Here is a 20,065-nt window from a genome sequence, read left to right as displayed (position 1 = left end):
AGCCTACAGCGAGCAATTGCTCGGTCGTAGCGTTCCATTCCTCGTTCAAGGCAAACCCGACCGCGTTCAATACCGCGGTCTCGGCTTCATCTGCACGTTGGCGTGCATTTGTGATTTGAGCCTCAAGAGCATCAAGCTCGACTTGCAGAGCACCGAGGATGAGGTCTTGCCTTCTGACCTGCTCGTCCGTTGTTGCCAGTTGCTTAGCGGCCTTTTGCATTTCGCCGCTTGCTGATTTTCCCCTTCGGCATCACCGCTTGCGAGGCATTTGGCGTAGGACGTTGCAGCATCGCGCTCGGCTTGTTGCGCCTTTTGCAAGGCTTGATCGGCTTCTGATTGAATTGTCTGAAACCGCTCGTTCAGGTGCGATTTTCTCCGTTCCAGCGCTTCGACTTCAGCGGTTGCATCGGTCATCGCTTGAATAGCGTCAGCTTTGATCTGACCAATTTTTTCCAGCCTCTCCAGGTGTTGAAGCTTGCGATCAATTGATGCCAGCTCACCGGGAATCGCATCTATACGGGCTGTGACGCTTGACAATCTCTCCATAGCATCGCGGCTTTCAGGGCTGCCAATCACGTTTCCATTCGCACTAAATCCGCTGGGTGCATTACGCCATTCGGCCTCCAGTTGTGGCAGGCTTTCTTTCAGTGTTTCCAGTTCTTGAATGAAGGCGGCTTGTTGCTGTTTTAGTTGGTTCATGTTGCGTTCCTAAAGGCGAAAGGTTGATTGTTTTTTTTCGTTGGCGGGCCAGGCCAAGGTGAGCCTTCATTCCTCATGGAGCGGCCGCTATTACGCCGCCTGGGCGCCGTGATCACCTTGTTCTGGCACGGCGACAACCACATAGCAGCGCTGCAAGCCCAGCCCCGGTAGTCGCACTGCGGTGGAAGCTTTGCCATCCTTTCCAGGCTCTAAAACACCTCGTCGCAGAAGCTCTTTGTTAACCGCACTTAGGTTCATGCCTCGGAAGATTTCGGATCGCCATGCTTCCGGCAACACGTAGTAAGTGTTGGTGGTGTGTAGGGCATCGCCCATGCTGTGTTCCATCGTCTTGCGAAAGCCCAGCCGATCAATCGTGCGTGGGCCGTGCTCATCGATCTTGGCGGCAGCAGATCCCCAGCGGGTAAAGCGGCTTTCTCCAAAGCGTTCGATGACCTGTCTCAGCCGCGACAAAATCGCATCACCCTCGAAGTTACCGGCGCCGCGACGCTCTGCCAGCCACGCATGCAGACACACACGTGCGGCGGTCGTGGCTGTGCCGTCCGGCCAACCGGTGACGCCGAAGGCGGTGGCCAACTCTCCGGCTGCTGCTGCGAGGCCAAAGCGAAGGGCGGCACGCTGGGCCTGACCACTGGCCGACACGGGCAGGTTTTGGGTGATGAACTGCTCCACCGTGCGGCGAATGATCACCGTCCACCTGAGCATTTCCCCAGGTGCACACGGCGCGTGCAGGAAGGCAGTGAGCGGCGTGCCGTAGTATTTGGCAACGCGGGCCTTGAGCGCATCGGAGAGGGCAGCAGCGTCCTCAAAACCGTTCAGCACATCGAACATGCCGAGGCCCTTGCTAGCATCCGCTGGCACCGCAAGCATGCGAACCTCCATGCCCGCTTTCAGCTCCTTATTGGCGTCTGCCATGTGCTGTGCCAACGTCTTCTCGCCCGTCGAGAGAAACAGCAAGCGCCACTCCTGCACCTGTCGGCCCGCTTGTCCTCGATCATTCGCCCGGGCGTTGCCGGTGCCGTTGCCGAGCATGTAGACCGTCTCGCCGATAATGCGCGGATCGCACATGCCTATTTTATCTAGCACCAGGAGGCCGTCTGAGTGTGCAGCGGCGATGGACTCCAGGGCGTTATCGGTCGAGCGCCACGAACGAACTAAGCGCGGCCCGCCATAAACCGATGCAGTGACTTGCAGGTGAGTGGTCTTGCCCCCGGAGCTGTCGCCATACAGGTGGAAGCCACCCGACTCATGTCCCAGCAGGTTCAGCAACGGGCCTGCAAAGGCCACAGAAACAACAAACGCCAAGCGATGACTTCCAACACACAGTGCGCCAATTTGTTGCTGCCATTGCTCCAGAGAGCTTGTCTCGCTGATCGGAGGCAACTGCTCCCCGGCTTCATAAAAATGCTGGTGTTCGGCGTACGAGCTGATCTGTTGTTCGGGCAGAAGGAAGGCGTTGGCGTGCCAATTCAAGCTCGTTACCAAACGTGCGCGCTGGGCGCTGTCGAAGCCGCCGAGATAACCTGCCGGTCGTTGCGTGCGTTACGTTTGGATCGACTTCCGGCAAGGCGCAAGCCCATGTCCACCAGCGGGCCTAGTACGTCCTTGCTGAAGTCATCGTTCTAACTGGAATGTTCCAGCGTTTTTTGGCATCGCCCGGGTCGTCGAATTCGAACAGCAAACCCCAGAGGCGAACACACAGGATGTGCCTCACCATCATCACCTGAATAGAACACCCCTTCAGGCTTCAAGCGAAAGCCGCCCGGCATCAGACCATTTTTCGATTTCGCTGGATGTTTGGCGTGCGCCTTGGCGTTCTGTTCTTGAAGTTAAGTTGGCTCAGAGGCACCGCCAACTTGCCCTTGCGCGAGAGCTCTGCCACGTGTCCAGCGGTTCAGCCTTTGGCTAATGCGTCCCTGCATCGTCACCGCCTGCCCATTGCCACCTTGATGAGCGTCGGCTTGCCACGTCTGTTGCTGGGCTTGGGCTTGAACACTTCGAGCACAATTCGTTGTACTGATGCGGCACCCAACTCAATCAGCACGTGGCATATACGGTGTGAAGTTGAAGTTATAGAGGGAGACAGGGACGGATAGCCAGAAACAAGAAAGCCCGCACAGGGCGGGCTTCTTGGGGTGTTTCGTAGACTGTCTGAGACAGCCCGAGACTGCTATATGGTGCACCCGGCGGGATTCGAACCCACGACCCCTGCCTTCGGAGGGCAGTACTCTATCCAGCTGAGCTACGGATGCTTGTGCGGGCGACATCATACCCATGTCGCCCTTGGGCGTCCATGCTGGTTTTTGGCCGCTGGAACGTAGGAAATCCGCGCGCTGACGCCCTGGGCCGGGCACCGCCGATCATTGCGGTGGAACCCTGCCCAATCACGCTGATCCGAAAGTTTCGGCAAAAGCGCCGTTTTCGTTCTTTTTTTCGAACAGACTATTGCCCTGCCCCCCCATTGATCCTAGGATTCGTTTGAGATTTCAAACGCTCTGTCTCCCGCGTGCGCTTCACCTGAGTCCGCGCGCTGGGGCTGATTTCCCTGACGGCAGCCCACAAGGCGCCTTTCAACAACTCTAATTCGCTCCGCGTGCGCGCGGTGCTGTTAAGGAAACCCGACATGCAGCTTAAAGATGCCCAGTTGTTCCGCCAGCAAGCCTTTATCGATGGCGCTTGGGTCGATGCGGACAACGGTCAAACCATCAAGGTCAACAACCCGGCCACGGGCGAGATTCTCGGCACCGTGCCAAAGATGGGCGCCGCGGAAACCCGCCGCGCCATCGAAGCCGCCGACAACGCCTTGCCGGCCTGGCGCGCGCTGACCGCCAAGGAACGCGCGAACAAGCTGCGTCGTTGGTTCGAACTGCTGATCGAAAACCAGGACGACCTCGCTCGCCTGATGACCCTCGAACAAGGCAAGCCGCTGGCCGAAGCCAAGGGCGAAATCGTCTACGCCGCCTCCTTTATCGAGTGGTTCGCCGAAGAAGCCAAGCGCATCTACGGTGACGTGATTCCCGGCCACCAGCCCGACAAGCGCCTGATCGTGATCAAGCAGCCGATCGGCGTGACCGCAGCGATCACCCCGTGGAACTTCCCGGCCGCGATGATCACCCGTAAAGCCGGCCCGGCCCTGGCCGCCGGTTGCACCATGGTCATCAAGCCTGCCTCGCAAACCCCGTTCTCGGCCCTGGCCCTGGTTGAGCTGGCGCACCGCGCCGGTATCCCCAAAGGCGTGCTGAGCGTGGTGACCGGCAGCGCCGGCGACATCGGTGGCGAGCTGACCGGCAACCCGATCGTGCGTAAATTGTCTTTCACCGGCTCGACCGAAATCGGTCGCCAGCTGATGGCCGAATGCGCCAAGGACATCAAGAAAGTTTCCCTGGAGTTGGGCGGTAACGCGCCGTTCATCGTGTTTGACGACGCCGACCTGGATAAGGCTGTCGAAGGCGCGATCATCTCCAAGTACCGCAACAACGGCCAGACCTGCGTCTGCGCCAACCGCCTGTACATCCAGGATTCGGTGTACGACGCGTTCGCAGAAAAACTCAAAGTGGCGGTAGCCAAGTTGAAGATCGGCAACGGTCTGGAAGACGGCACCACCACCGGCCCGCTGATCGACGAAAAGGCTGTGGCCAAGGTGCAGGAACACATCGCCGATGCCCTGAGCAAAGGCGCTACGTTGCTGGCGGGCGGCAAGGTCATGGAAGGCAATTTCTTCGAGCCGACCATCCTCACCAACGTGCCGAAAAATGCCGCTGTGGCGAAGGAAGAAACCTTCGGCCCGCTGGCGCCGCTGTTCCGTTTCAAAGACGAAGCCGAAGTGATCGCGATGTCCAACGACACCGAATTCGGCCTGGCCTCGTACTTCTACGCCCGCGACCTGGGCCGTGTGTTCCGCGTGGCCGAAGCCCTGGAATACGGCATGGTTGGCGTCAACACCGGGTTGATCTCCAACGAAGTGGCGCCGTTCGGCGGCATCAAGGCCTCCGGCCTGGGCCGTGAAGGTTCCAAGTACGGGATCGAGGACTACCTGGAAATCAAATACCTCTGCCTGGGCATCTGACCCGCCCGGCAAGGCATTGCTGCAAACGCAAAGGGCACGAGAGCGCTGACCCTTTGCGTGTTTCAAGACGTTATTCGTAGTGGCCGGGAACGCTGTGGCAGTCGATCATCGCATGCTGCCGCAGTTGCCTCCCCGTCACGTATTCCTTGGACCCCGCCACCCGATGAGTGGCGAATGAGGACTTTATGAGCAAGACCAACGCATCCCTGATGAAACGCCGCGAAGCCGCTGTACCGCGCGGTGTTGGCCAGATTCACCCGATCTTCGCCGACTCCGCGAAGAATGCCACCGTGACCGACGTTGAAGGTCGCGAGTTCATCGACTTCGCCGGCGGTATCGCCGTGCTGAACACCGGCCACGTGCACCCGAAAATCATCGCTGCCGTGACCGAGCAACTGAACAAACTGACCCACACCTGCTTCCAGGTACTGGCCTACGAGCCTTACGTGGAAGTGTGCGAGAAAGTGAACGCCAAGGTGCCAGGTGATTTCGCCAAGAAAACCCTGCTGGTCACCACCGGTTCCGAAGCCGTTGAAAACGCCGTCAAGATCGCCCGTGCCGCCACTGGCCGTGCTGGCGTGATCGCCTTCACCGGCGCCTACCACGGCCGTACCATGATGACCCTGGGCCTGACGGGTAAAGTCGTGCCGTACTCGGCCGGCATGGGCCTGATGCCCGGCGGCGTATTCCGCGCGCTGTACCCGAACGAACTGCACGGTGTGAGCGACGACGATTCCATCGCCAGCATCGAACGCATCTTCAAGAACGATGCCGAGCCGCGTGACATCGCGGCCATCATCATCGAGCCGGTGCAGGGCGAAGGCGGTTTCTACGTCGCGCCAAAATCCTTCATGAAGCGCCTGCGCGAACTGTGCGACAAGCACGGCATCCTGCTGATCGCCGACGAAGTGCAAACCGGTGCCGGCCGTACCGGCACGTTCTTCGCCATGGAACAGATGGGCGTTGCTGCCGACCTGACCACCTTCGCCAAATCCATCGCCGGTGGCTTCCCCCTGGCCGGTGTGTGCGGCAAGGCTGAATACATGGACGCCATCGCCCCAGGCGGCCTGGGCGGCACCTATGCCGGCAGCCCGATCGCTTGCGCCGCTGCGCTGGCGGTCATGGAAGTGTTCGAAGAAGAGCACCTGCTGGACCGCAGCAAGGCCGTTGGCGAACGTCTGGTCACTGGCCTGAAAGCCATCCAGGCCAAGTACCCGGTGATCGGCGACGTACGTGCCCTGGGCGCGATGATCGCGGTCGAGCTGTTCGACGACGGCGACACCCACAAGCCAAACGCTGCGGCCGTGGCTGCCGTGGTGGCCAAGGCGCGTGACAAGGGCCTGATCCTGCTGAGCTGCGGTACCTACGGCAACGTGTTGCGCGTACTGGTCCCGCTGACCGCGCCGGACGAGCAATTGGACAAAGGCCTGGCGATCATCGAAGAATGCTTCTCCGAGCTGTAAGCGGACGCTGACTTGATCGACAGAAAAAACCCGCTTCGGCGGGTTTTTTTTGCCTGCAGATTTAGCTGACGCAAGGCAGTTGAAATGTCCATTACAACCGCAAGACGATCATTGATCTGGAGGCGGGGGAGAATGTGGCGATGAATACCGTGTTCAGGGTCATTTCAGCGTTGGGCATGGCGCTGGAAGTGGTCGACAAGCGGATAGACCTTAAATCCCTCGCCGATCCGTGCGCAGATCACCCTGGCGATCAAGATGAACAAAGTGAAGACCTATCCGGATCGCCAGCAGTTGATCGAGTTCGGTCGCAAGCATTGTGGTGTGGAGAAACCGGGGCTCGTCATCGAGCGTATTGCACAAGCATTGTCCGAAGCCCTCAGGTTGCATCAGTCACGCATCGATCCTGGCCTCTACCATGCGATGCAAGCTGAATGGGATGCGGGGCGCATCATGGCGCTGAATGATTCGCTCAAGACGGGGCTGAGGCGAAAGCCGGTTTTCAAGCCGATGCCTTGAATGGGGTTGGTGGTTTTTAGCCTCGTTCATTGTACGTACGCGTGCGCATTGACTAAGGTGCAAGCATTGCCGATGGAGCGTGCAGGATGACGGCTGTTGATCTACCCGCTGTACCCCGAGTGTTGATCGCTGAAGCAGACCCCTGGTCGCTGGACCTGCTCAAGCAAGTGTTGTTGAACGTGCGCTGTGACGCACGGCTGGACGTGTGTGCCGATGGTCTGCAAGCGGCTACGCTGCTGCGGGACAAGGCCTACGACCTGATCCTGGCCGATTGGGAGCTGCCGGGCGTCGATGGCCTGAGTCTGCTGCGCCACGTGCGTCAGCAGCGCCGTACGCCGGCGCTGCCGTTCATTCTGCTGAGCAGTCGCAATGACACCGCCAGCGTGCGTGAAGCCTTGCCCCTGGCGCCCACGGCGTACCTGACCAAACCCCTGAACATGGAAAGCCTGACCCAGCGCCTGCAGGACCTGCTGCTCAATGAAGGCGAGAGCGTGTATTGCGAGATCCCGCCGTTGGCGCCGGGCATGACGTTGCCGGTGTTCCTGGAGCGTCGTCGCGACGCCTGCGATGGCGCGCCGCTGCGCGTTGATGTCAAAGCGGCAGTGCAAAAGAGCCTTGGCCCCGACGGCCTGGATCTCAAGCGCCTGGAAGACCTGGTGCGCACGGACCCGCAAATCACCGCTGTGCTGATCGCCGCCGCCAACAGCGCCGGCCATCACGGCACGCCGGTACAGACCTTGCCGGCGGCGTTGCACAAGCTGGCGGCGGGGCAAAGCATGAACCTGATTCTGGGCCTGGCCCTCAAGCACAACGTGGTGCTGGGCGACCCGGGGCTGGTGGCTTATGCCGAACGGCACTGGCAGTTTTCCCAGGACACCGCCGACTTCGCCCGACGCCTGGCGCGCCTTTTGGAACTCGATCACGAGCGCTGCTATGCCGCCGGCCTGCTGCATCGGCTCGGCGACCTGGCGCTGCTGCGCTGCCTGGAGGACTGGCGCCAGGGTGGCGGGGCATTGGACGACGAGGCGATTGGCGAGTCGCTCTACACCTTCGGCGCCGCCTATGGCTCGGCACTGCGCGCGCGTTGGCGCTTGCCCCATGAGCTGCGCCAGTTGATCGCGGCGATCTATTCGCTGGAAGGCGGGGTGTATGCGCGGGATGCGCTGGTGGTCAACCTGGCGGCGCAGATGGCGCGCCTGACCGAGCATGAAGGGCTGGAAGCACTGGCCAATGGCAAGACCGCGCGGTTGCTCAAGATGGGCCTGTCGGAGCTGACGCGGGTGCGCAAGGCCTAGAGAACAGTGAGATGCAAATGTGGGAGCGGGCTTGCCCGCGATGAGGGTGTGTCAGTCAGCAAATTTTTAGCTGACCCACCGCCATCGCGGGTAAGCCCGCTCCCAGATTGGATCTGCTTCACCGTTGGATCTGTGTCTAGCTGGCGACGACGCGATTCTTGCCTTGGCGCTTGGCCTCATACATCGCTGCATCCGCACGGGCGAACAGGCTGTCCAAGGTCGAGTCCTGTTCGTCCAGGCTGGCCAAGCCCTGGCTGACGGTCACGCTGAATGCCTGGCCTTCATAGTTGAAACTCAACTCCTGAATCTCCCTGCCCAGGCGCTCGGCCACCTGCAACGCCATCTCTGGCGCGCAACCGGGCAGTACGGCGGCGAATTCTTCGCCGCCAATGCGCCCGAACAGGTCGCCACGGCGCAATACCCCGCGACCGCTCTCGGCGATGCGGCGCAGTACCTGATCGCCCTCCAGGTGGCCGTAGGTGTCGTTGATGTCCTTGAAGTCATCGATGTCCAGCAGCAGGAACGCCAGCGGCGCGGCCTGGGCGCAGGCACTGTCGAACGCCTGGTTGGCGCATTCGAAGAAGTGCCGGCGGTTGCTGCTCTGGGTCAGCACGTCGGTGGTGGCGAGGCGGTGCAGTTCCAGTTCCAGCTGCTTCTTTTCGGTGATGTCTTCGGCCATGCCGACCACGATCACCGGCTTACCGGGCTCGACCTGCTGGTTGATGTAGCACTTGTCGCTGAGCCAGCGGATCTGCCCGTCCGCGGTGATGATGCGGTATTCGCGGTCTTCCACGGTGCCTTGTTCCAGCACGCGGGCCAGGCTGTGTTCGGCGTAGTCGAGGTCTTCGGGGTGAATGCTGTTGCGCCATTCCCGATGGTCGGCCAGCAGCAATCCGGCGGGTCGCCCGAACACGCGCTCATAGGCCGGGCTCACGTACAGCACGCGGCGCGTTTCCCAATCGATGGCCCACAGCACGGCGTTGACGCTGACCAGCAGCGAGCTCAACAGCTGCTCGCGCTCGCTCAGCCGCTCGACTTCACCCTGGGCATGCATCAGCGCCAGCAGGGTTGCCGCCGCCGTCGGAAGGGGCGGTTCAGTGGTGGGGGTATCGGGCAGATAGGGCTTTTCGTGAACCATCGGCACAACTCTCTCTGGGCGCGCCGCAGGATAAAGCAGCGGTCACTACAAGGGGCCACCATGATGGCGAAGTGTTCATTGAGAGAGGGGAATTGCAGTGAAGTTCCGTCAACAGCACCGATTGCCGGTGCCCGGTAAATGACGCCAAAAAGCCGATACGTGGGAGGGCAGGCCCTCCCACTGCACCGTCAGGCTGCCGCAGGACGCAGCGAATAGGTCTTCAACTGGTGGGCAAAATCGCGCAGGGACTGGATGCCGCTGGCCTCTGCCTCGTGTACCCACTCCTTGATCGCGGCGAGCATATCGTGGCCGTTGCTGCTGGTCTTGAGCCAGATCTGTTGCAGCGCCAGGCGCTTCTCGTAGATCACAGTCAGGGCGTGGCTGTGCTCCAGCATGCTCTGGATGCGCACGTGATGGCGCTCATCCAGCAGGCTGGTCTCGCGCGATAGCAAGCGCTTGGCGCGATGGAACTGGTGGCGTACCGAATGATCGACCTTTTCCAGCTCTTGCTTGACCAGCGGGCCGATCACCAACTTGCGGTACTGGGCCATGATCTGGAAGCGGTTGTTGAGGATCGCCATGGCGGTGTCCATGTCCAGGTGGCCCTTGCCCTCGACGCGGTGGGCAATCGGTGCCACGCGCTGCACCTTGGCCAGGCGCAGGAAGCTGAACACTTTGATCCAGGCCCAGCCCAGGTCGAACTCCCACTTCTTCACCGACAGCTTGGCGGAGTTGGGGTAGGTGTGATGGTTGTTGTGCAGCTCTTCGCCACCGACGATGATGCCCCACGGCACCAGGTTGGTCGCCGCATCACGGCATTCGAAATTGCGATAGCCGACGGCATGGCCCAGGCCGTTGATCACTCCGGCGGCCCAGAACGGGATCCACATCATCTGGATCGCCCAGATGGTGATGCCGATGGTGCCGAACAGCAGCAGATCGATCACGCCCATGATCGCCACGCCCAGCAGCGGGTAGGGGGTGTAAAGCTTGCGTTCGATCCAGTCGTCCGGGCAGTTCTTGCCGTAGATGCGCAGGGTCTCGGGGTTTTCCGCTTCGGCGCGGTACAGCTCGGCACCTTTGCGCAATACCGTGGACAAGCCCTTGATCACCGGGCTGTGCGGGTCATCGACGGTTTCGCATTTGGCGTGGTGCTTGCGGTGGATGGCCGTCCACTCGCGGGTGTTCTGCGCCGTGGTCAGCCACAGCCAGAAGCGGAAGAAGTGTTTCAGGCCGCCATTGAGTTCCAGGGAACGATGGGCTGAATAACGGTGTAGATAGACGGTGACCCCAACGATGGTCACGTGGGTCATCAACAGAGTGACTGCCACCAGTTGCCAGGCTGACAAGTCAAGAAAACCGTTGTACCACATAGGCTGTATGGCCCTCAGATAAAGAAAAAAACAGCTCACGCATTATCACTAAGCCCACAGAGAAAACCAGCCGCCCTTTCAGATAGGAGTGACTGGATGTTTCTTACTCTATAATCCGCATCGGTTGTAGGACGATTCTGTTTTTTTGGTAAGGATTACTGAGCATATGCCGTTTTCATACCGAGGTGCCCTACGCGTAGGGCTGGTATACCTACTGGTTTCCATTGCCTGGCTCCAGCTCAGTCACCAGGTATTGATCAACTTTCTCGATGAACCGAGTCAGTTGAGCCATTGGATGCAGATGCGCGGCTACGTATGGGTGGCCCTCAGCGCCTTGGCGATTTACCTGATCTGCCGACGCTTCGACCGCACCAGCCTGCAGGATCAACCCCTCAAGGAAAACCGCGAACGCCTGCGCCAGGCCGCCGCCGTGTTCGATTGCACCCGCGAAGGTGTGCTGGTCACCGACGCCAAGGGCCTGATCGTGCACGTGAACCGGGCCTTCATGGAGATCACCGGCTACCGGCGCGAAGACGTGATGGGGCAGCAGCCGAGCCTGTTCAAATCCGGGCGCCATTCGTCGAGTTTTTACCAACAGATGTTCCATACCCTGGGGCGCACCGGCGAATGGAGCGGGGAAATCTGGAACCGACGCGAAAGCGGCGAGATTTATCCACAGTGGCAAACCATCCGCGCCGTGCAGGACGATCTGGGCCACGTCAGCCACTACGTCGCGGTATTTTCCGACATCAGCGCCATCAAGCATTCCGAACGCGAACTGGCCCGCCTGGCGCACCACGACCCTCTCACCGACCTGCCCAACCGCCTGCTGTTCACCGACCGCGCCGAGCAGGCGCTCGCTTCGGCGCAAGTGCACAAGCGTGGCTGTGCCTTGCTGCTGCTGGACCTGGACCACTTCAAGATCATCAACGACAGCCTTGGCCACGCCGTCGGCGATCAACTGCTGAAACTGGTGGGCGAACGGCTCAAGGCACTGTTCGGCCCCGGTGTGACCCTGGCGCGCCTGGGCGGCGACGAATTTGCGGTGCTGGCGGAAAGTTGTCCACAGGTCGCGCAAGCCGCCGGCGTGGCGCAACGCATGCTGGATGTGATGAAACAGCCGTTCATCTTCGACGGCCACCAGTTGTTCATCAGCGCCAGCATTGGCATCAGCGTGTTCCCCAGCGACGCCCTGAGCGCCGAACAACTGCTGCGCAACGCCGACTCCGCGCTGTTCAAGGCCAAGAGCGCCGGGCGCGAAAGCTACGCGTTGTACACCGAAGAACTCACCGCCCACGCGCAAAACCGCGTGGAAATCGCCAGCGAGTTGCGCCGCGCCCTCGACCAGCACGAGTTGCGCGTCTACTACCAGCCCGTGCACAACCTGCAAGACAGCCGCCTGGTGGGCGTCGAAGCGCTGGTGCGCTGGGAACACCCCGAACGCGGCCTGGTGCCCCCGGGGGATTTCATCCCCATCGCCGAACGCACCGGGCTGATCGCCGACATCGACGCCTGGGTGCTGGGCCAGGCGTGCCGCCAGATGTGCCAATGGCTGGCGGACGGCTTGCCATTGAGCTTTATCGCGGTCAACGTTTCCAGCCGCCTGTTCGCCCGGCGCGAGCTGTACGACCAGGTCGCCCAAGTGCTGCACGACACCGGCCTGGACCCGGCGTATCTGGAGCTGGAAGTCACCGAAAGCGCTGTGATGGAAGACCCCGAAGTGGCCCTGGAGCAACTGCACCGCCTGCGCGAACTGGGTTTGCGCCTGGCCATCGACGATTTTGGCACCGGCTATTCCTCACTGCTGCGCCTCAAGCGCCTGCCGGTGCAGAAGCTCAAGATCGACCAGGGGTTTGTCGCTGGGTTGCCATGGGATGAGGATGATGCCGCCATCGTGCGCGTGGTGATTGCCTTGGCGAAAAGCATGGGCATGCAAGTGCATGCCGAGGGGATCGAACAGGTGGAGCAGGCGCGGTTTCTGTTGGCCCAGGATTGCGATATGGGGCAGGGTTATTGGTTTGGCCGGCCGGTGCCTGCGAGTGAAATCGATTGGGCGAGGGCACCGGCAATCCAAATGTGAAATACAGCCAGAATGTGGGAGCGGGCTTGCCCGCGAAAGCGATGGATCAGACAACACATCTGTCACTGACAGACCGCATTCGCGGGCAAGCCCGCTCCCACATTTGGCTCTATGCAAGGCTTGATTTCAGTGTCGACGCCTGAAAGTCCCGCGCAACCCCACGTCCCATCAGAAAATTCTTTCTGGTTATATAAACATTCTTAAATAGTATTTTTAAGAATATCTGCGCTTATCTACTATCGCTCTCACGCCGCAAGCAGTGCCGCCACTGCGAGGCTCTATTCATTTCAGGAGCGAGACCATGAGCGCATCTCTACGTAGCGTCGACGGCCAGGACGAAGCAGCCATTTTGCGTGAGATCCAGAGCGCGTTGCGCGATCTGCGGTTCGGCGCGGTGGAAATCACTGTGCACAACGCGCAAGTGGTACAGATCGAACGCAAAGAAAAATTCCGCCTGCAGAACCCGGGTAACAAACCGAGCTGAGCAGCAACGGCGATTCGCATGCTAGACCCGCACTTATAAGAAAAAGCCAACACCCAGAATTTTCAGGAGCTTCTATGTCGTCGATTCGCCGTTATGCCCTGGCCGCCCTGGCCAGCGCCGTGTTTGCCGGTTCCGCCGTTGCCAAGGACTACGAGTTGCTCAACGTCTCGTACGATCCGACCCGTGAGCTGTACCAGGACTACAACGCTGAGTTCACCAGCTACTGGAAGCAGGCTCACCCTGGCGACAATGTGAAGATCCAGCAATCCCACGGCGGTTCGGGCAAGCAAGGCCGCGCCGTGATCGACGGCCTGCGCGCCGACGTCGTGACCCTGGCCCTGGCCGGTGACATCGATGAAATCGCCAAGCTGGGCAAGACCCTTCCGGAAAACTGGCAGACCCGCCTGCCGGACGCCAGCACCCCGTATACCTCGACCATCGTGTTCCTGGTGCGCAAGGGCAACCCCAAAGGCATCAAGGATTGGGGCGACCTGATCAAGAAAGACGTGTCGGTGATCACCCCGAACCCGAAAACCTCCGGCGGCGCCCGCTGGAACTTCCTCGCCGCCTGGGCCTACGGCCTGAAAACCGGCGGTAGCGAAGCCAAGGCCCAGGAATACGTGAAAGAGCTGTTCAAACACGTGCCTGTGCTGGACACCGGCGCTCGCGGTTCGACCATCACCTTTGTCAACAACGGTCAGGGTGACGTGTTGCTGGCCTGGGAAAACGAAGCCTTCCTGGCACTCAAGGAAGACGGCGGCGCCGACAAGTTCGACATCGTCGTACCGTCCCTGTCGATCCTTGCCGAACCACCGGTTGCCCTGGTCGACAAGAACGCCGAGAAAAAGGGTAACACCGAGATCGCCACCGAATACCTGAAACACCTGTACAGCCCGGCTGGCCAGGAGATTGCGGCGAAAAACTTCTACCGCCCACGCGATGCCAAAGTCGCCGCCAAATACGCCCAACAGTTCCCGAAACTGGACCTGGTGACTATCGACAAAGACTTCGGCGGCTGGAAAACTGCCCAGCCGAAGTTCTTTAACGACGGTGGCGTGTTCGACCAGATCTACACGGCGCAGTAAGCAACACTACCTGTAGTAACCCGCTTTTCTGTGAGATCTGGCTTGTGTGGGAGCTGACTTGCCTGCGATAGCATCACCAAGGTGTGACTGACACACCGAGGTGCCTGCATCGCGGGCAAGCCCAGCTTCCACCGAAAAGCCAGCCCCACAGAAGGCTTGTTCCTACAGTGGTATCTTCCCCGCTAACCAAGGACTCTTATGTCGCGTCGTATCTCCCCCGTCATACCCGGCTTCGGGCTGACGCTGGGCTACACCGTGGTGTACCTCAGCCTGATCGTACTCATCCCCCTGGCGGCGATGTTTGTACACGCCGCCCAACTCACCTGGGATCAGTTCTGGAACATCATCTCCGCTCCGCGCGTGTTGGCGGCGTTGCAATTGAGCTTCAGCACCGCGTTGTACGCCGCGCTGATCAACGGCGTGATCGGCACACTGCTGGCCTGGGTGCTGGTGCGCTACACCTTCCCCGGCCGCAAGATCATCGACGCGATGATCGACCTGCCGTTCGCCTTGCCCACGGCTGTCGCCGGTATCGCGCTGACCGCGCTGTACACGCCAAACGGCTTCGTCGGCCAGTTCGCCGCTGACCTGGGCTTCAAGATCGCCTACACCCCCCTGGGCATCACCCTGGCGCTGACGTTCGTCACGCTGCCGTTCGTGGTGCGCACGGTGCAGCCGGTACTGGCCGACATCCCCCGCGAAGTCGAAGAAGCCGCCGCCTGCCTGGGCGCCAAGCCGTTGCAGGTGTTCCGCTACATCCTGGTGCCGGCACTGCTGCCCGCCTGGCTGACCGGCTTTGCCCTGGCGTTTGCCCGTGGCGTCGGTGAGTACGGCTCGGTGATCTTCATCGCCGGCAACATGCCGATGAAAACCGAGATCCTGCCGCTGCTGATCATGGTCAAGCTCGACCAATACGACTACCGCGGCGCCACCTCCATCGGGGTGTTGATGCTGGTGGTTTCCTTTGTCTTGCTGCTGCTGATCAACTTGTTGCAGCGGCGCATCGAACGTCCATAAGGAGGCGCGGAACATGTCCCAATCGTCTATTTCCGCCGCGTCTTCGGCCAACGCCGCCCGCCGTGGCAGCGCGACGTCACGACGTATCCTGATCGGCCTCGGCTGGCTGGTGTTTGTGCTGTTCCTGCTGTTGCCGCTGTTGATCGTGGTGACCCAGGGCCTGAAGAACGGCCTGGGTTCGTTCTTCACCGCGATCCTTGAACCCGACGCGCTGTCGGCGTTGAAACTCACCGTGATCGCCGTATTGATCTCGGTGCCGCTCAACCTGGTGTTTGGCGTCAGCGCCGCGTGGTGCGTGAGCAAGTACTCGTTCCGTGGCAAGAGCATCCTGGTCACGCTGATCGACCTGCCGTTCTCGGTGTCGCCGGTCATTGCGGGCCTGGTCTACGTGCTGATGTTCGGCGCCCAGGGCTTCTTTGGCCCGTGGTTGCAGGACCACGACATCCAGATCGTGTTCGCCTTGCCCGGCATCGTGCTCGCGACCATCTTCGTCACCGTGCCGTTCGTGGCCCGTGAACTGATCCCGCTGATGCAAGAGCAGGGCACCCAGGAAGAAGAAGCCGCGCGGCTGCTCGGTGCGAACGGCTGGCAGATGTTCTGGCACGTTACCGTGCCGAACATCAAATGGGGCCTGATCTACGGCGTGGTGCTGTGCACCGCGCGGGCCATGGGCGAGTTCGGCGCGGTGTCGGTGGTGTCCGGCCACATCCGCGGCGTCACCAACACCCTGCCGCTGCACGTCGAGATTCTCTATAACGAATACAACCACGTTGCCGCGTTTGCGGTGGCCAGCCTGCTGCTGATCCTGGCGCTCTTTATCCTGCTGCTCAAGCAGTGGAGCGAGAACCGTATCAACCGCCTGCGCAAAAGTGCCGGTGAGGAATAAGTCATGTCGATCGAAGTGCGTAATGTCAGCAAGAACTTCAATGCCTTCAAGGCCCTGAACAGCATCAATCTGGACATCCAGAGTGGCGAGCTGGTGGCGTTGCTCGGGCCCTCCGGCTGCGGCAAGACTACCTTGCTGCGCATCATCGCCGGCCTGGAAACCCCGGATGACGGCAGCATCGTGTTCCACGGTGAAGACGTCTCCGGCCACGACGTGCGTGATCGCAACGTCGGCTTCGTGTTCCAGCATTACGCGTTGTTCCGGCACATGACCGTGTTCGACAACGTGGCGTTCGGCCTGCGCATGAAACCGAAAAACCAGCGTCCGAGCGAAAGCCAGATCGCCAGCAAGGTCCACGAACTGCTGAACATGGTGCAGCTGGATTGGTTGTCGGATCGTTACCCGGAACAACTCTCCGGTGGCCAGCGCCAGCGTATCGCCCTGGCCCGCGCCCTGGCGGTGGAGCCCAAAGTGCTGCTGCTCGACGAACCCTTCGGCGCCCTCGACGCCAAGGTGCGCAAGGAACTGCGCCGCTGGCTGGCGCGCCTGCACGAAGACATCAACCTGACCTCGGTGTTCGTGACCCACGACCAGGAAGAGGCCATGGAAGTTGCCGACCGTATCGTGGTGATGAACAAGGGCGTGATCGAGCAGATCGGCTCACCGGGCGACGTCTACGAAAACCCGGCCAGCGATTTCGTCTATCACTTCCTCGGTGATTCGAACCGTCTGCACCTGGGCGAAGACAATCATGTGTTGTTCCGCCCGCATGAAGTGTCGCTGTCGCGCCATGAACTGGAAGACCACCACGCCGCCGAAGTGCGCGACATCCGCCCCCTGGGCGCCACCACGCGGGTGACGTTGAAAGTGGAAGGCCAGAGCGAACTGATCGAAGCTGAAGTGGTTAAAGACCACGACAGCCTCACGGGTCTGGCTCGTGGCGAGACCCTGTTCTTCAAGCCCAAGGTCTGGCAAAAAGCCTAAGAACCCACCGCCAGGCCCAATCTGGAATGGGACCAAACTGTGGGAGCGGGCTTGCTCGCGAAGGCGGCGTGTCAGTTGATGAAAGTGCTGGCTGACCCACCGCTATCGCAGGCAAGCCAGCTCCCACATCTAGACCTTTCTCGGCTCAAGATCGCGGCGCGTCACAGGGCCCGACCGTGCTTCGATCTGCTGCTTGAGGTCATGGCGCAGCCCCAGCAGAAACGCCAACTCGGCCACCACAAACAACGGCCCGACGATCAGCCCCGACACATCATCCACAAACGCGGGCTTTTTGCCTTCGTAGTAGTGCCCTACGAACTGGATCACCCAGCCCACCACGAACATCCCGATGCCGCTGCCGAGCCACACCGCTGTGCTCTGCGCCGCCAGCACATGCCCGGCCCACACCGACAAGCCCATCAGCACCGTCATCAGTGCACCCAGCGCCAGTTCCAGGCGCAGGTAAAACACTGCGCTGAACAACGCGAGAAGAACCGCCGGTGAAATCCACAGCCCAGCCACCGCCCATTGCGGGCGTGACAGCAGCACGGCCACTGCGACGACAATCAACGGGATGCCGATAAAGTGGCTGGCGATATTGCGTGGGTCGCGGTGGTAGGCGGCGTATTGGCTAAGATGCTCGACGAGGCTTTTCATTCTTGTTCCTCCTGTAGGATGTTTGATCATGCTCTGTCAGTCGTTGCCTGACTGTCAGTTGGGCGACAATCTCTGGAGTTCCCATGGACGCAGCTCAATGGCACGCGCGGCTCGCCGCCGGTCACTGGTTCAGCCACCTGCCTACAGCGTTTCAGCATAGCTTGCTGGCTCACGCCCGATTGCGCTCGCTGGTAGCTGGGCAATGCCTGTTCAAACGCGGTGATCCACCCTGCGGCCTGTATGCGGTGCTGGACGGCAGCCTGCGCATCAGCGCGGTGAACGAACACGGCAAGGAGGCGGTATTGAGCCTGGTGGAGTCGCCGTTCTGGTTCGGCGAAATCTGCCTGTTCGACGGCCTGCCGCGTACCCACGACGCCAGCGCCGTCGGGCCGTGCACGCTGTTGCAGGTGCCGCAGCAGGCGCTGCTCGGCATTCTTGAGCAAAACCCCCGGTATTGGCGCGACCTGGCCTTGCTGATGAGCCAGAAACTGCGCCTGAGTTTTATCGGCCTGGAACACCTGAGCCTGATGCCCGCCTCGGTGCGCCTGGCCCATCGTTTGCTGATGATGGTCGAGGGCTACGGCGACATCGAGCCCTCACGGCGCAGCGTGCAACTGCCCCAGGAAGACCTCGCCGCGATGCTCAGCCTGTCACGCCAGACCACCAACGCCCTGCTCAAGGACCTGCAAGCCCGAGGCATCGTGCGCCTGGGCTACGGCGCAATCGAAATCCTCGACGCCGAGCGCCTGCGGGAGGCGGCGCACACCTGAGGGTGTTAGCCTGCAGGCCTGATCAATCGAGGTGTGTTATGCGCGTGCTGTTAGTGGAACATGAATCCGATGAGGCACAGCAGATGGCCCAGGGCCTGAACGAGGCGGGCTACAGCGTGGAAGTCGCGGCCAACGGCATGGCGGCCCAGCGCTTTGTGGAAAGCAGCGAGTACGATCTGGTGATCCTGGATGTGATGCTGCCGGGGCTGAATGCCTGGAAGTTGCAGCAGTCGATTCGCCAGAAGGGCGACACGCCGCTGTTGTTCCTGACCACGCCCGGTGGAATTGAAGACCGCCTGCGCGGGTTGGAACTGCATGAGGATGACTACTTGCTCAAGCCGTTCGCGGCCAAGGCGTTGGTGGCGCGGGTGCGCAAGGTGTTACGGCGTGATCGAGGGCGTTGACTGATCTGACGCCTTCGCGAGCAAGCCCGCTCCCACATTTGACTGCATTCCAAAGTTGGAACTCGGTCAAATGTGGGAGCGGGCTTGCTCGCGAAGAGGCCCTCCCAAGCAACACAAATCTCTACCGCAACCCCTCCCGAAACTGCCCCGGCGTCACCCCCGTCCAGCGCTTGAACGCGCGGCTGAAACTGCTGGTATCGGCAAACCCGAGCAAATGACTGATCTCCGCCAATGAGCATTGCGGGTCCCGCAAGTGCAGCAACGCCAGATTCTCCCGGCACTCGTTGAGCAGCGCATCAAACCGACAGCCTTCATCCGCCAGATGCCGCTGCAAACTGCGCAGGCTCAAGTGCAACGCCTGGGCAACCCGCTCCGCGCTCGGCTCGCCGTCGGGCAGTTGCGCTTCGATCACCCGGCGCACCCTGCGCTCCCAGGTCAGCGGTTGCAGTTGCGCGAGGGTGCGCTTGAGCACGGTTTCATTGTGTTCGGCCAGCTCGGGGTTGGCGTCGTCGAGGTGGCTGTCGAAGTCCTGGGCGGCGAATTCCAGGCGGTCTTCCTCGGCGGCAAAAAACACCGGCGCGCGAAACACCGTGTGCCACGGCGTTGGGTCAGCCGGCTGCGGGCGCCGCAAGTACACGGCGAGCGGTGCATAGTCACGCCCCAGGCGATTACGGCAGGTGCGCACATAAATCGCCGCAAACGCATCGATGGCTTCGAACGCCGGCGCCGGGCTGCCCTGCGGTTGCAGCAGGCGAAAACGGTAGCGTTCGCCATCCCCGCTCAGCTCCAGGGTCAGGGCATCGCTGACCACCTGGTGATACCGCACGATGCGCTCGAACACTTCGCGCAGGCTGCCGCTGGCCACCAGCGCATAGCCCAGTGCGTGAAAGGTGGTGGGGCTGACAAACCGCGACACCCGCAAACCGATCGCCGGGTCGCCGCTGGCCTGCACCGCCAGCGCCCACAGGCGTGTGGTGGCCGACAGCGGGTAGCGCGCATTGGGATCGTCCATCAGCTGGGGGTCGAGCCCGGCTGCGATGCACAGCGCGGCGCTGTCGAGGCCGAGGGCGTCGAGTTGCTTGCGCAGGGCGCGGGTCCAGCTGGCGAGGGAAGTGGCTTCGGGCATGGTG

Annotated in this window: 17 protein-coding genes, 1 tRNA gene and 1 pseudogene; 12 read left to right on the top strand and 7 right to left on the bottom strand. The window is 61.2% G+C overall.

Translation table 11 applies throughout. From position 1 onward, the window contains the following. Positions 1-66 precede the first annotated feature (66 nt). The 3 genes and pseudogenes from IB241_RS11630 to IB241_RS11620 all read right to left on the bottom strand — a co-directional run bounded on the left by IB241_RS11630 (position 67) and on the right by IB241_RS11620 (position 2,969). On the bottom strand, positions 67-699 hold the full coding sequence (locus tag IB241_RS11630; protein ID WP_225595428.1) for a hypothetical protein: 633 nt from the start codon (positions 697-699) through the stop codon (positions 67-69). A gap of 90 nt (positions 700-789) precedes the next feature. Beyond that, a pseudogene (locus tag IB241_RS11625) lies at positions 790-2,531 on the bottom strand (DUF927 domain-containing protein); the annotation flags it as partial. Between the two features lie 361 nt (positions 2,532-2,892). Next, a tRNA-Arg gene (locus tag IB241_RS11620) sits at positions 2,893-2,969 on the bottom strand. 371 nt (positions 2,970-3,340) lie between these two features. On the opposite strand from IB241_RS11620, the gene gabD reads away from it, so the two are divergent. From gabD to IB241_RS11600, 4 genes are all read left to right on the top strand, one after another. Further along, on the top strand, positions 3,341-4,783 hold the full coding sequence (gabD, locus tag IB241_RS11615) for an NADP-dependent succinate-semialdehyde dehydrogenase (protein ID WP_017734500.1): 1,443 nt from the start codon (positions 3,341-3,343) through the stop codon (positions 4,781-4,783). 185 nt (positions 4,784-4,968) lie between these two features. Next, complete coding sequence (gene gabT / locus IB241_RS11610) at positions 4,969-6,246, top strand: 4-aminobutyrate--2-oxoglutarate transaminase (protein ID WP_192298520.1); 1,278 nt, start codon at positions 4,969-4,971, stop codon at positions 6,244-6,246. Positions 6,247-6,501: 255 nt separating this feature from the next. Beyond that, entirely contained in the window at positions 6,502-6,762 is a 261-nt protein-coding gene (locus IB241_RS11605) for a hypothetical protein (RefSeq protein WP_192298519.1), read from the top strand. An 86-nt stretch (positions 6,763-6,848) separates the two neighbouring features. Further along, positions 6,849-8,057 (top strand): HDOD domain-containing protein, encoded by a 1,209-nt coding sequence (locus tag IB241_RS11600; RefSeq protein WP_192298518.1) that lies wholly within the window; start codon positions 6,849-6,851, stop codon positions 8,055-8,057. Positions 8,058-8,193: 136 nt separating this feature from the next. Here IB241_RS11600 and IB241_RS11595 read toward each other — a convergent pair whose 3' ends face one another. Together IB241_RS11595 and desA are read right to left on the bottom strand one after the other, a co-directional pair. Further along, positions 8,194-9,195: a GGDEF domain-containing protein gene (locus tag IB241_RS11595; protein WP_192298517.1), complete on the bottom strand. Its 1,002-nt coding sequence runs from the start codon at positions 9,193-9,195 to the stop codon at positions 8,194-8,196. Between the two features lie 188 nt (positions 9,196-9,383). Next, positions 9,384-10,568 carry a delta-9 fatty acid desaturase DesA gene (desA, locus tag IB241_RS11590; RefSeq protein ID WP_192298516.1) on the bottom strand — a complete coding sequence of 395 codons (1,185 nt, stop codon included), beginning with the start codon at positions 10,566-10,568 and terminating at the stop codon, positions 9,384-9,386. A gap of 166 nt (positions 10,569-10,734) precedes the next feature. On the opposite strand from desA, the gene dibA reads away from it, so the two are divergent. The 6 genes from dibA to IB241_RS11560 all read left to right on the top strand — a co-directional run bounded on the left by dibA (position 10,735) and on the right by IB241_RS11560 (position 17,104). Next, positions 10,735-12,648: a phosphodiesterase DibA gene (gene dibA / locus IB241_RS11585; RefSeq protein WP_192298515.1), complete on the top strand. Its 1,914-nt coding sequence runs from the start codon at positions 10,735-10,737 to the stop codon at positions 12,646-12,648. 301 nt (positions 12,649-12,949) lie between these two features. Beyond that, a complete protein-coding gene (gene oscA, locus IB241_RS11580; protein ID WP_003170956.1) occupies positions 12,950-13,132 on the top strand; it encodes a sulfur starvation response protein OscA in 183 nt (60 codons plus the stop codon). Between the two features lie 74 nt (positions 13,133-13,206). Continuing rightward, positions 13,207-14,217 carry a sulfate ABC transporter substrate-binding protein gene (locus IB241_RS11575; RefSeq protein ID WP_192298514.1) on the top strand — a complete coding sequence of 337 codons (1,011 nt, stop codon included), beginning with the start codon at positions 13,207-13,209 and terminating at the stop codon, positions 14,215-14,217. 198 nt (positions 14,218-14,415) lie between these two features. Beyond that, positions 14,416-15,234 carry a sulfate ABC transporter permease subunit CysT gene (gene cysT / locus IB241_RS11570; RefSeq protein WP_192298513.1) on the top strand — a complete coding sequence of 273 codons (819 nt, stop codon included), beginning with the start codon at positions 14,416-14,418 and terminating at the stop codon, positions 15,232-15,234. Positions 15,235-15,247: 13 nt separating this feature from the next. Beyond that, on the top strand, positions 15,248-16,120 hold the full coding sequence (gene cysW / locus IB241_RS11565) for a sulfate ABC transporter permease subunit CysW (RefSeq protein WP_192298512.1): 873 nt from the start codon (positions 15,248-15,250) through the stop codon (positions 16,118-16,120). A gap of 3 nt (positions 16,121-16,123) precedes the next feature. Next, positions 16,124-17,104 carry a sulfate/molybdate ABC transporter ATP-binding protein gene (locus IB241_RS11560; protein WP_192298511.1) on the top strand — a complete coding sequence of 327 codons (981 nt, stop codon included), beginning with the start codon at positions 16,124-16,126 and terminating at the stop codon, positions 17,102-17,104. Between the two features lie 129 nt (positions 17,105-17,233). Here the strand turns inward: IB241_RS11560 and IB241_RS11555 are convergent, their stop codons facing one another. Next, on the bottom strand, positions 17,234-17,761 hold the full coding sequence (locus IB241_RS11555) for a DUF962 domain-containing protein (RefSeq protein WP_192298510.1): 528 nt from the start codon (positions 17,759-17,761) through the stop codon (positions 17,234-17,236). Positions 17,762-17,844: 83 nt separating this feature from the next. On the opposite strand from IB241_RS11555, the gene IB241_RS11550 reads away from it, so the two are divergent. Then, positions 17,845-18,531, top strand: coding sequence for a Crp/Fnr family transcriptional regulator (locus tag IB241_RS11550; protein ID WP_192298509.1), 687 nt, complete (start codon positions 17,845-17,847; stop codon positions 18,529-18,531). Positions 18,532-18,569: 38 nt separating this feature from the next. Further along, complete coding sequence (locus IB241_RS11545) at positions 18,570-18,935, top strand: response regulator transcription factor (RefSeq protein WP_192298508.1); 366 nt, start codon at positions 18,570-18,572, stop codon at positions 18,933-18,935. A 121-nt stretch (positions 18,936-19,056) separates the two neighbouring features. Here the strand turns inward: IB241_RS11545 and IB241_RS11540 are convergent, their stop codons facing one another. Further along, the gene (locus IB241_RS11540; protein ID WP_192298507.1) at positions 19,057-20,061 is read right to left on the bottom strand and encodes an AraC family transcriptional regulator; all 1,005 of its coding nucleotides are present in this window, start codon (positions 20,059-20,061) and stop codon (positions 19,057-19,059) included. Positions 20,062-20,065: the final 4 nt, after the last annotated feature.

It is taken from the genome of Pseudomonas sp. PDM05, from assembly GCF_014851685.1.
GTDB lineage: Bacteria > Pseudomonadota > Gammaproteobacteria > Pseudomonadales > Pseudomonadaceae > Aquipseudomonas.
The sequence above is the reverse complement of the archived record's forward strand: the minus strand, read 5'-3'. Positions and strand labels throughout refer to the sequence as shown.

Bases quoted from the DNA above. Each gene is read 5' to 3' on its own strand.
- gabT (WP_192298520.1), top strand. From the start codon at position 4,969: ATGAGCAAGACCAACGCATCCCTGATGAAACGCCGCGAAGCCGCTGTA.
- IB241_RS11575 (WP_192298514.1), top strand. From the start codon at position 13,207: ATGTCGTCGATTCGCCGTTATGCCCTGGCCGCCCTGGCCAGCGCCGTG.
- IB241_RS11550 (WP_192298509.1), top strand. From the start codon at position 17,845: ATGGACGCAGCTCAATGGCACGCGCGGCTCGCCGCCGGTCACTGGTTC.
- cysW (WP_192298512.1), top strand. From the start codon at position 15,248: ATGTCCCAATCGTCTATTTCCGCCGCGTCTTCGGCCAACGCCGCCCGC.
- IB241_RS11600 (WP_192298518.1), top strand. From the start codon at position 6,849: ATGACGGCTGTTGATCTACCCGCTGTACCCCGAGTGTTGATCGCTGAA.
- dibA (WP_192298515.1), top strand. From the start codon at position 10,735: ATGCCGTTTTCATACCGAGGTGCCCTACGCGTAGGGCTGGTATACCTA.
- IB241_RS11545 (WP_192298508.1), top strand. From the start codon at position 18,570: ATGCGCGTGCTGTTAGTGGAACATGAATCCGATGAGGCACAGCAGATG.
- IB241_RS11605 (WP_192298519.1), top strand. From the start codon at position 6,502: ATGAACAAAGTGAAGACCTATCCGGATCGCCAGCAGTTGATCGAGTTC.
- IB241_RS11560 (WP_192298511.1), top strand. From the start codon at position 16,124: ATGTCGATCGAAGTGCGTAATGTCAGCAAGAACTTCAATGCCTTCAAG.
- IB241_RS11540 (WP_192298507.1), bottom strand. From the start codon at position 20,061: ATGCCCGAAGCCACTTCCCTCGCCAGCTGGACCCGCGCCCTGCGCAAG.
- IB241_RS11595 (WP_192298517.1), bottom strand. From the start codon at position 9,195: ATGGTTCACGAAAAGCCCTATCTGCCCGATACCCCCACCACTGAACCG.
- IB241_RS11630 (WP_225595428.1), bottom strand. From the start codon at position 699: ATGAACCAACTAAAACAGCAACAAGCCGCCTTCATTCAAGAACTGGAA.
- gabD (WP_017734500.1), top strand. From the start codon at position 3,341: ATGCAGCTTAAAGATGCCCAGTTGTTCCGCCAGCAAGCCTTTATCGAT.
- IB241_RS11555 (WP_192298510.1), bottom strand. From the start codon at position 17,761: ATGAAAAGCCTCGTCGAGCATCTTAGCCAATACGCCGCCTACCACCGC.
- oscA (WP_003170956.1), top strand. From the start codon at position 12,950: ATGAGCGCATCTCTACGTAGCGTCGACGGCCAGGACGAAGCAGCCATT.
- cysT (WP_192298513.1), top strand. From the start codon at position 14,416: ATGTCGCGTCGTATCTCCCCCGTCATACCCGGCTTCGGGCTGACGCTG.
- desA (WP_192298516.1), bottom strand. From the start codon at position 10,568: ATGTGGTACAACGGTTTTCTTGACTTGTCAGCCTGGCAACTGGTGGCA.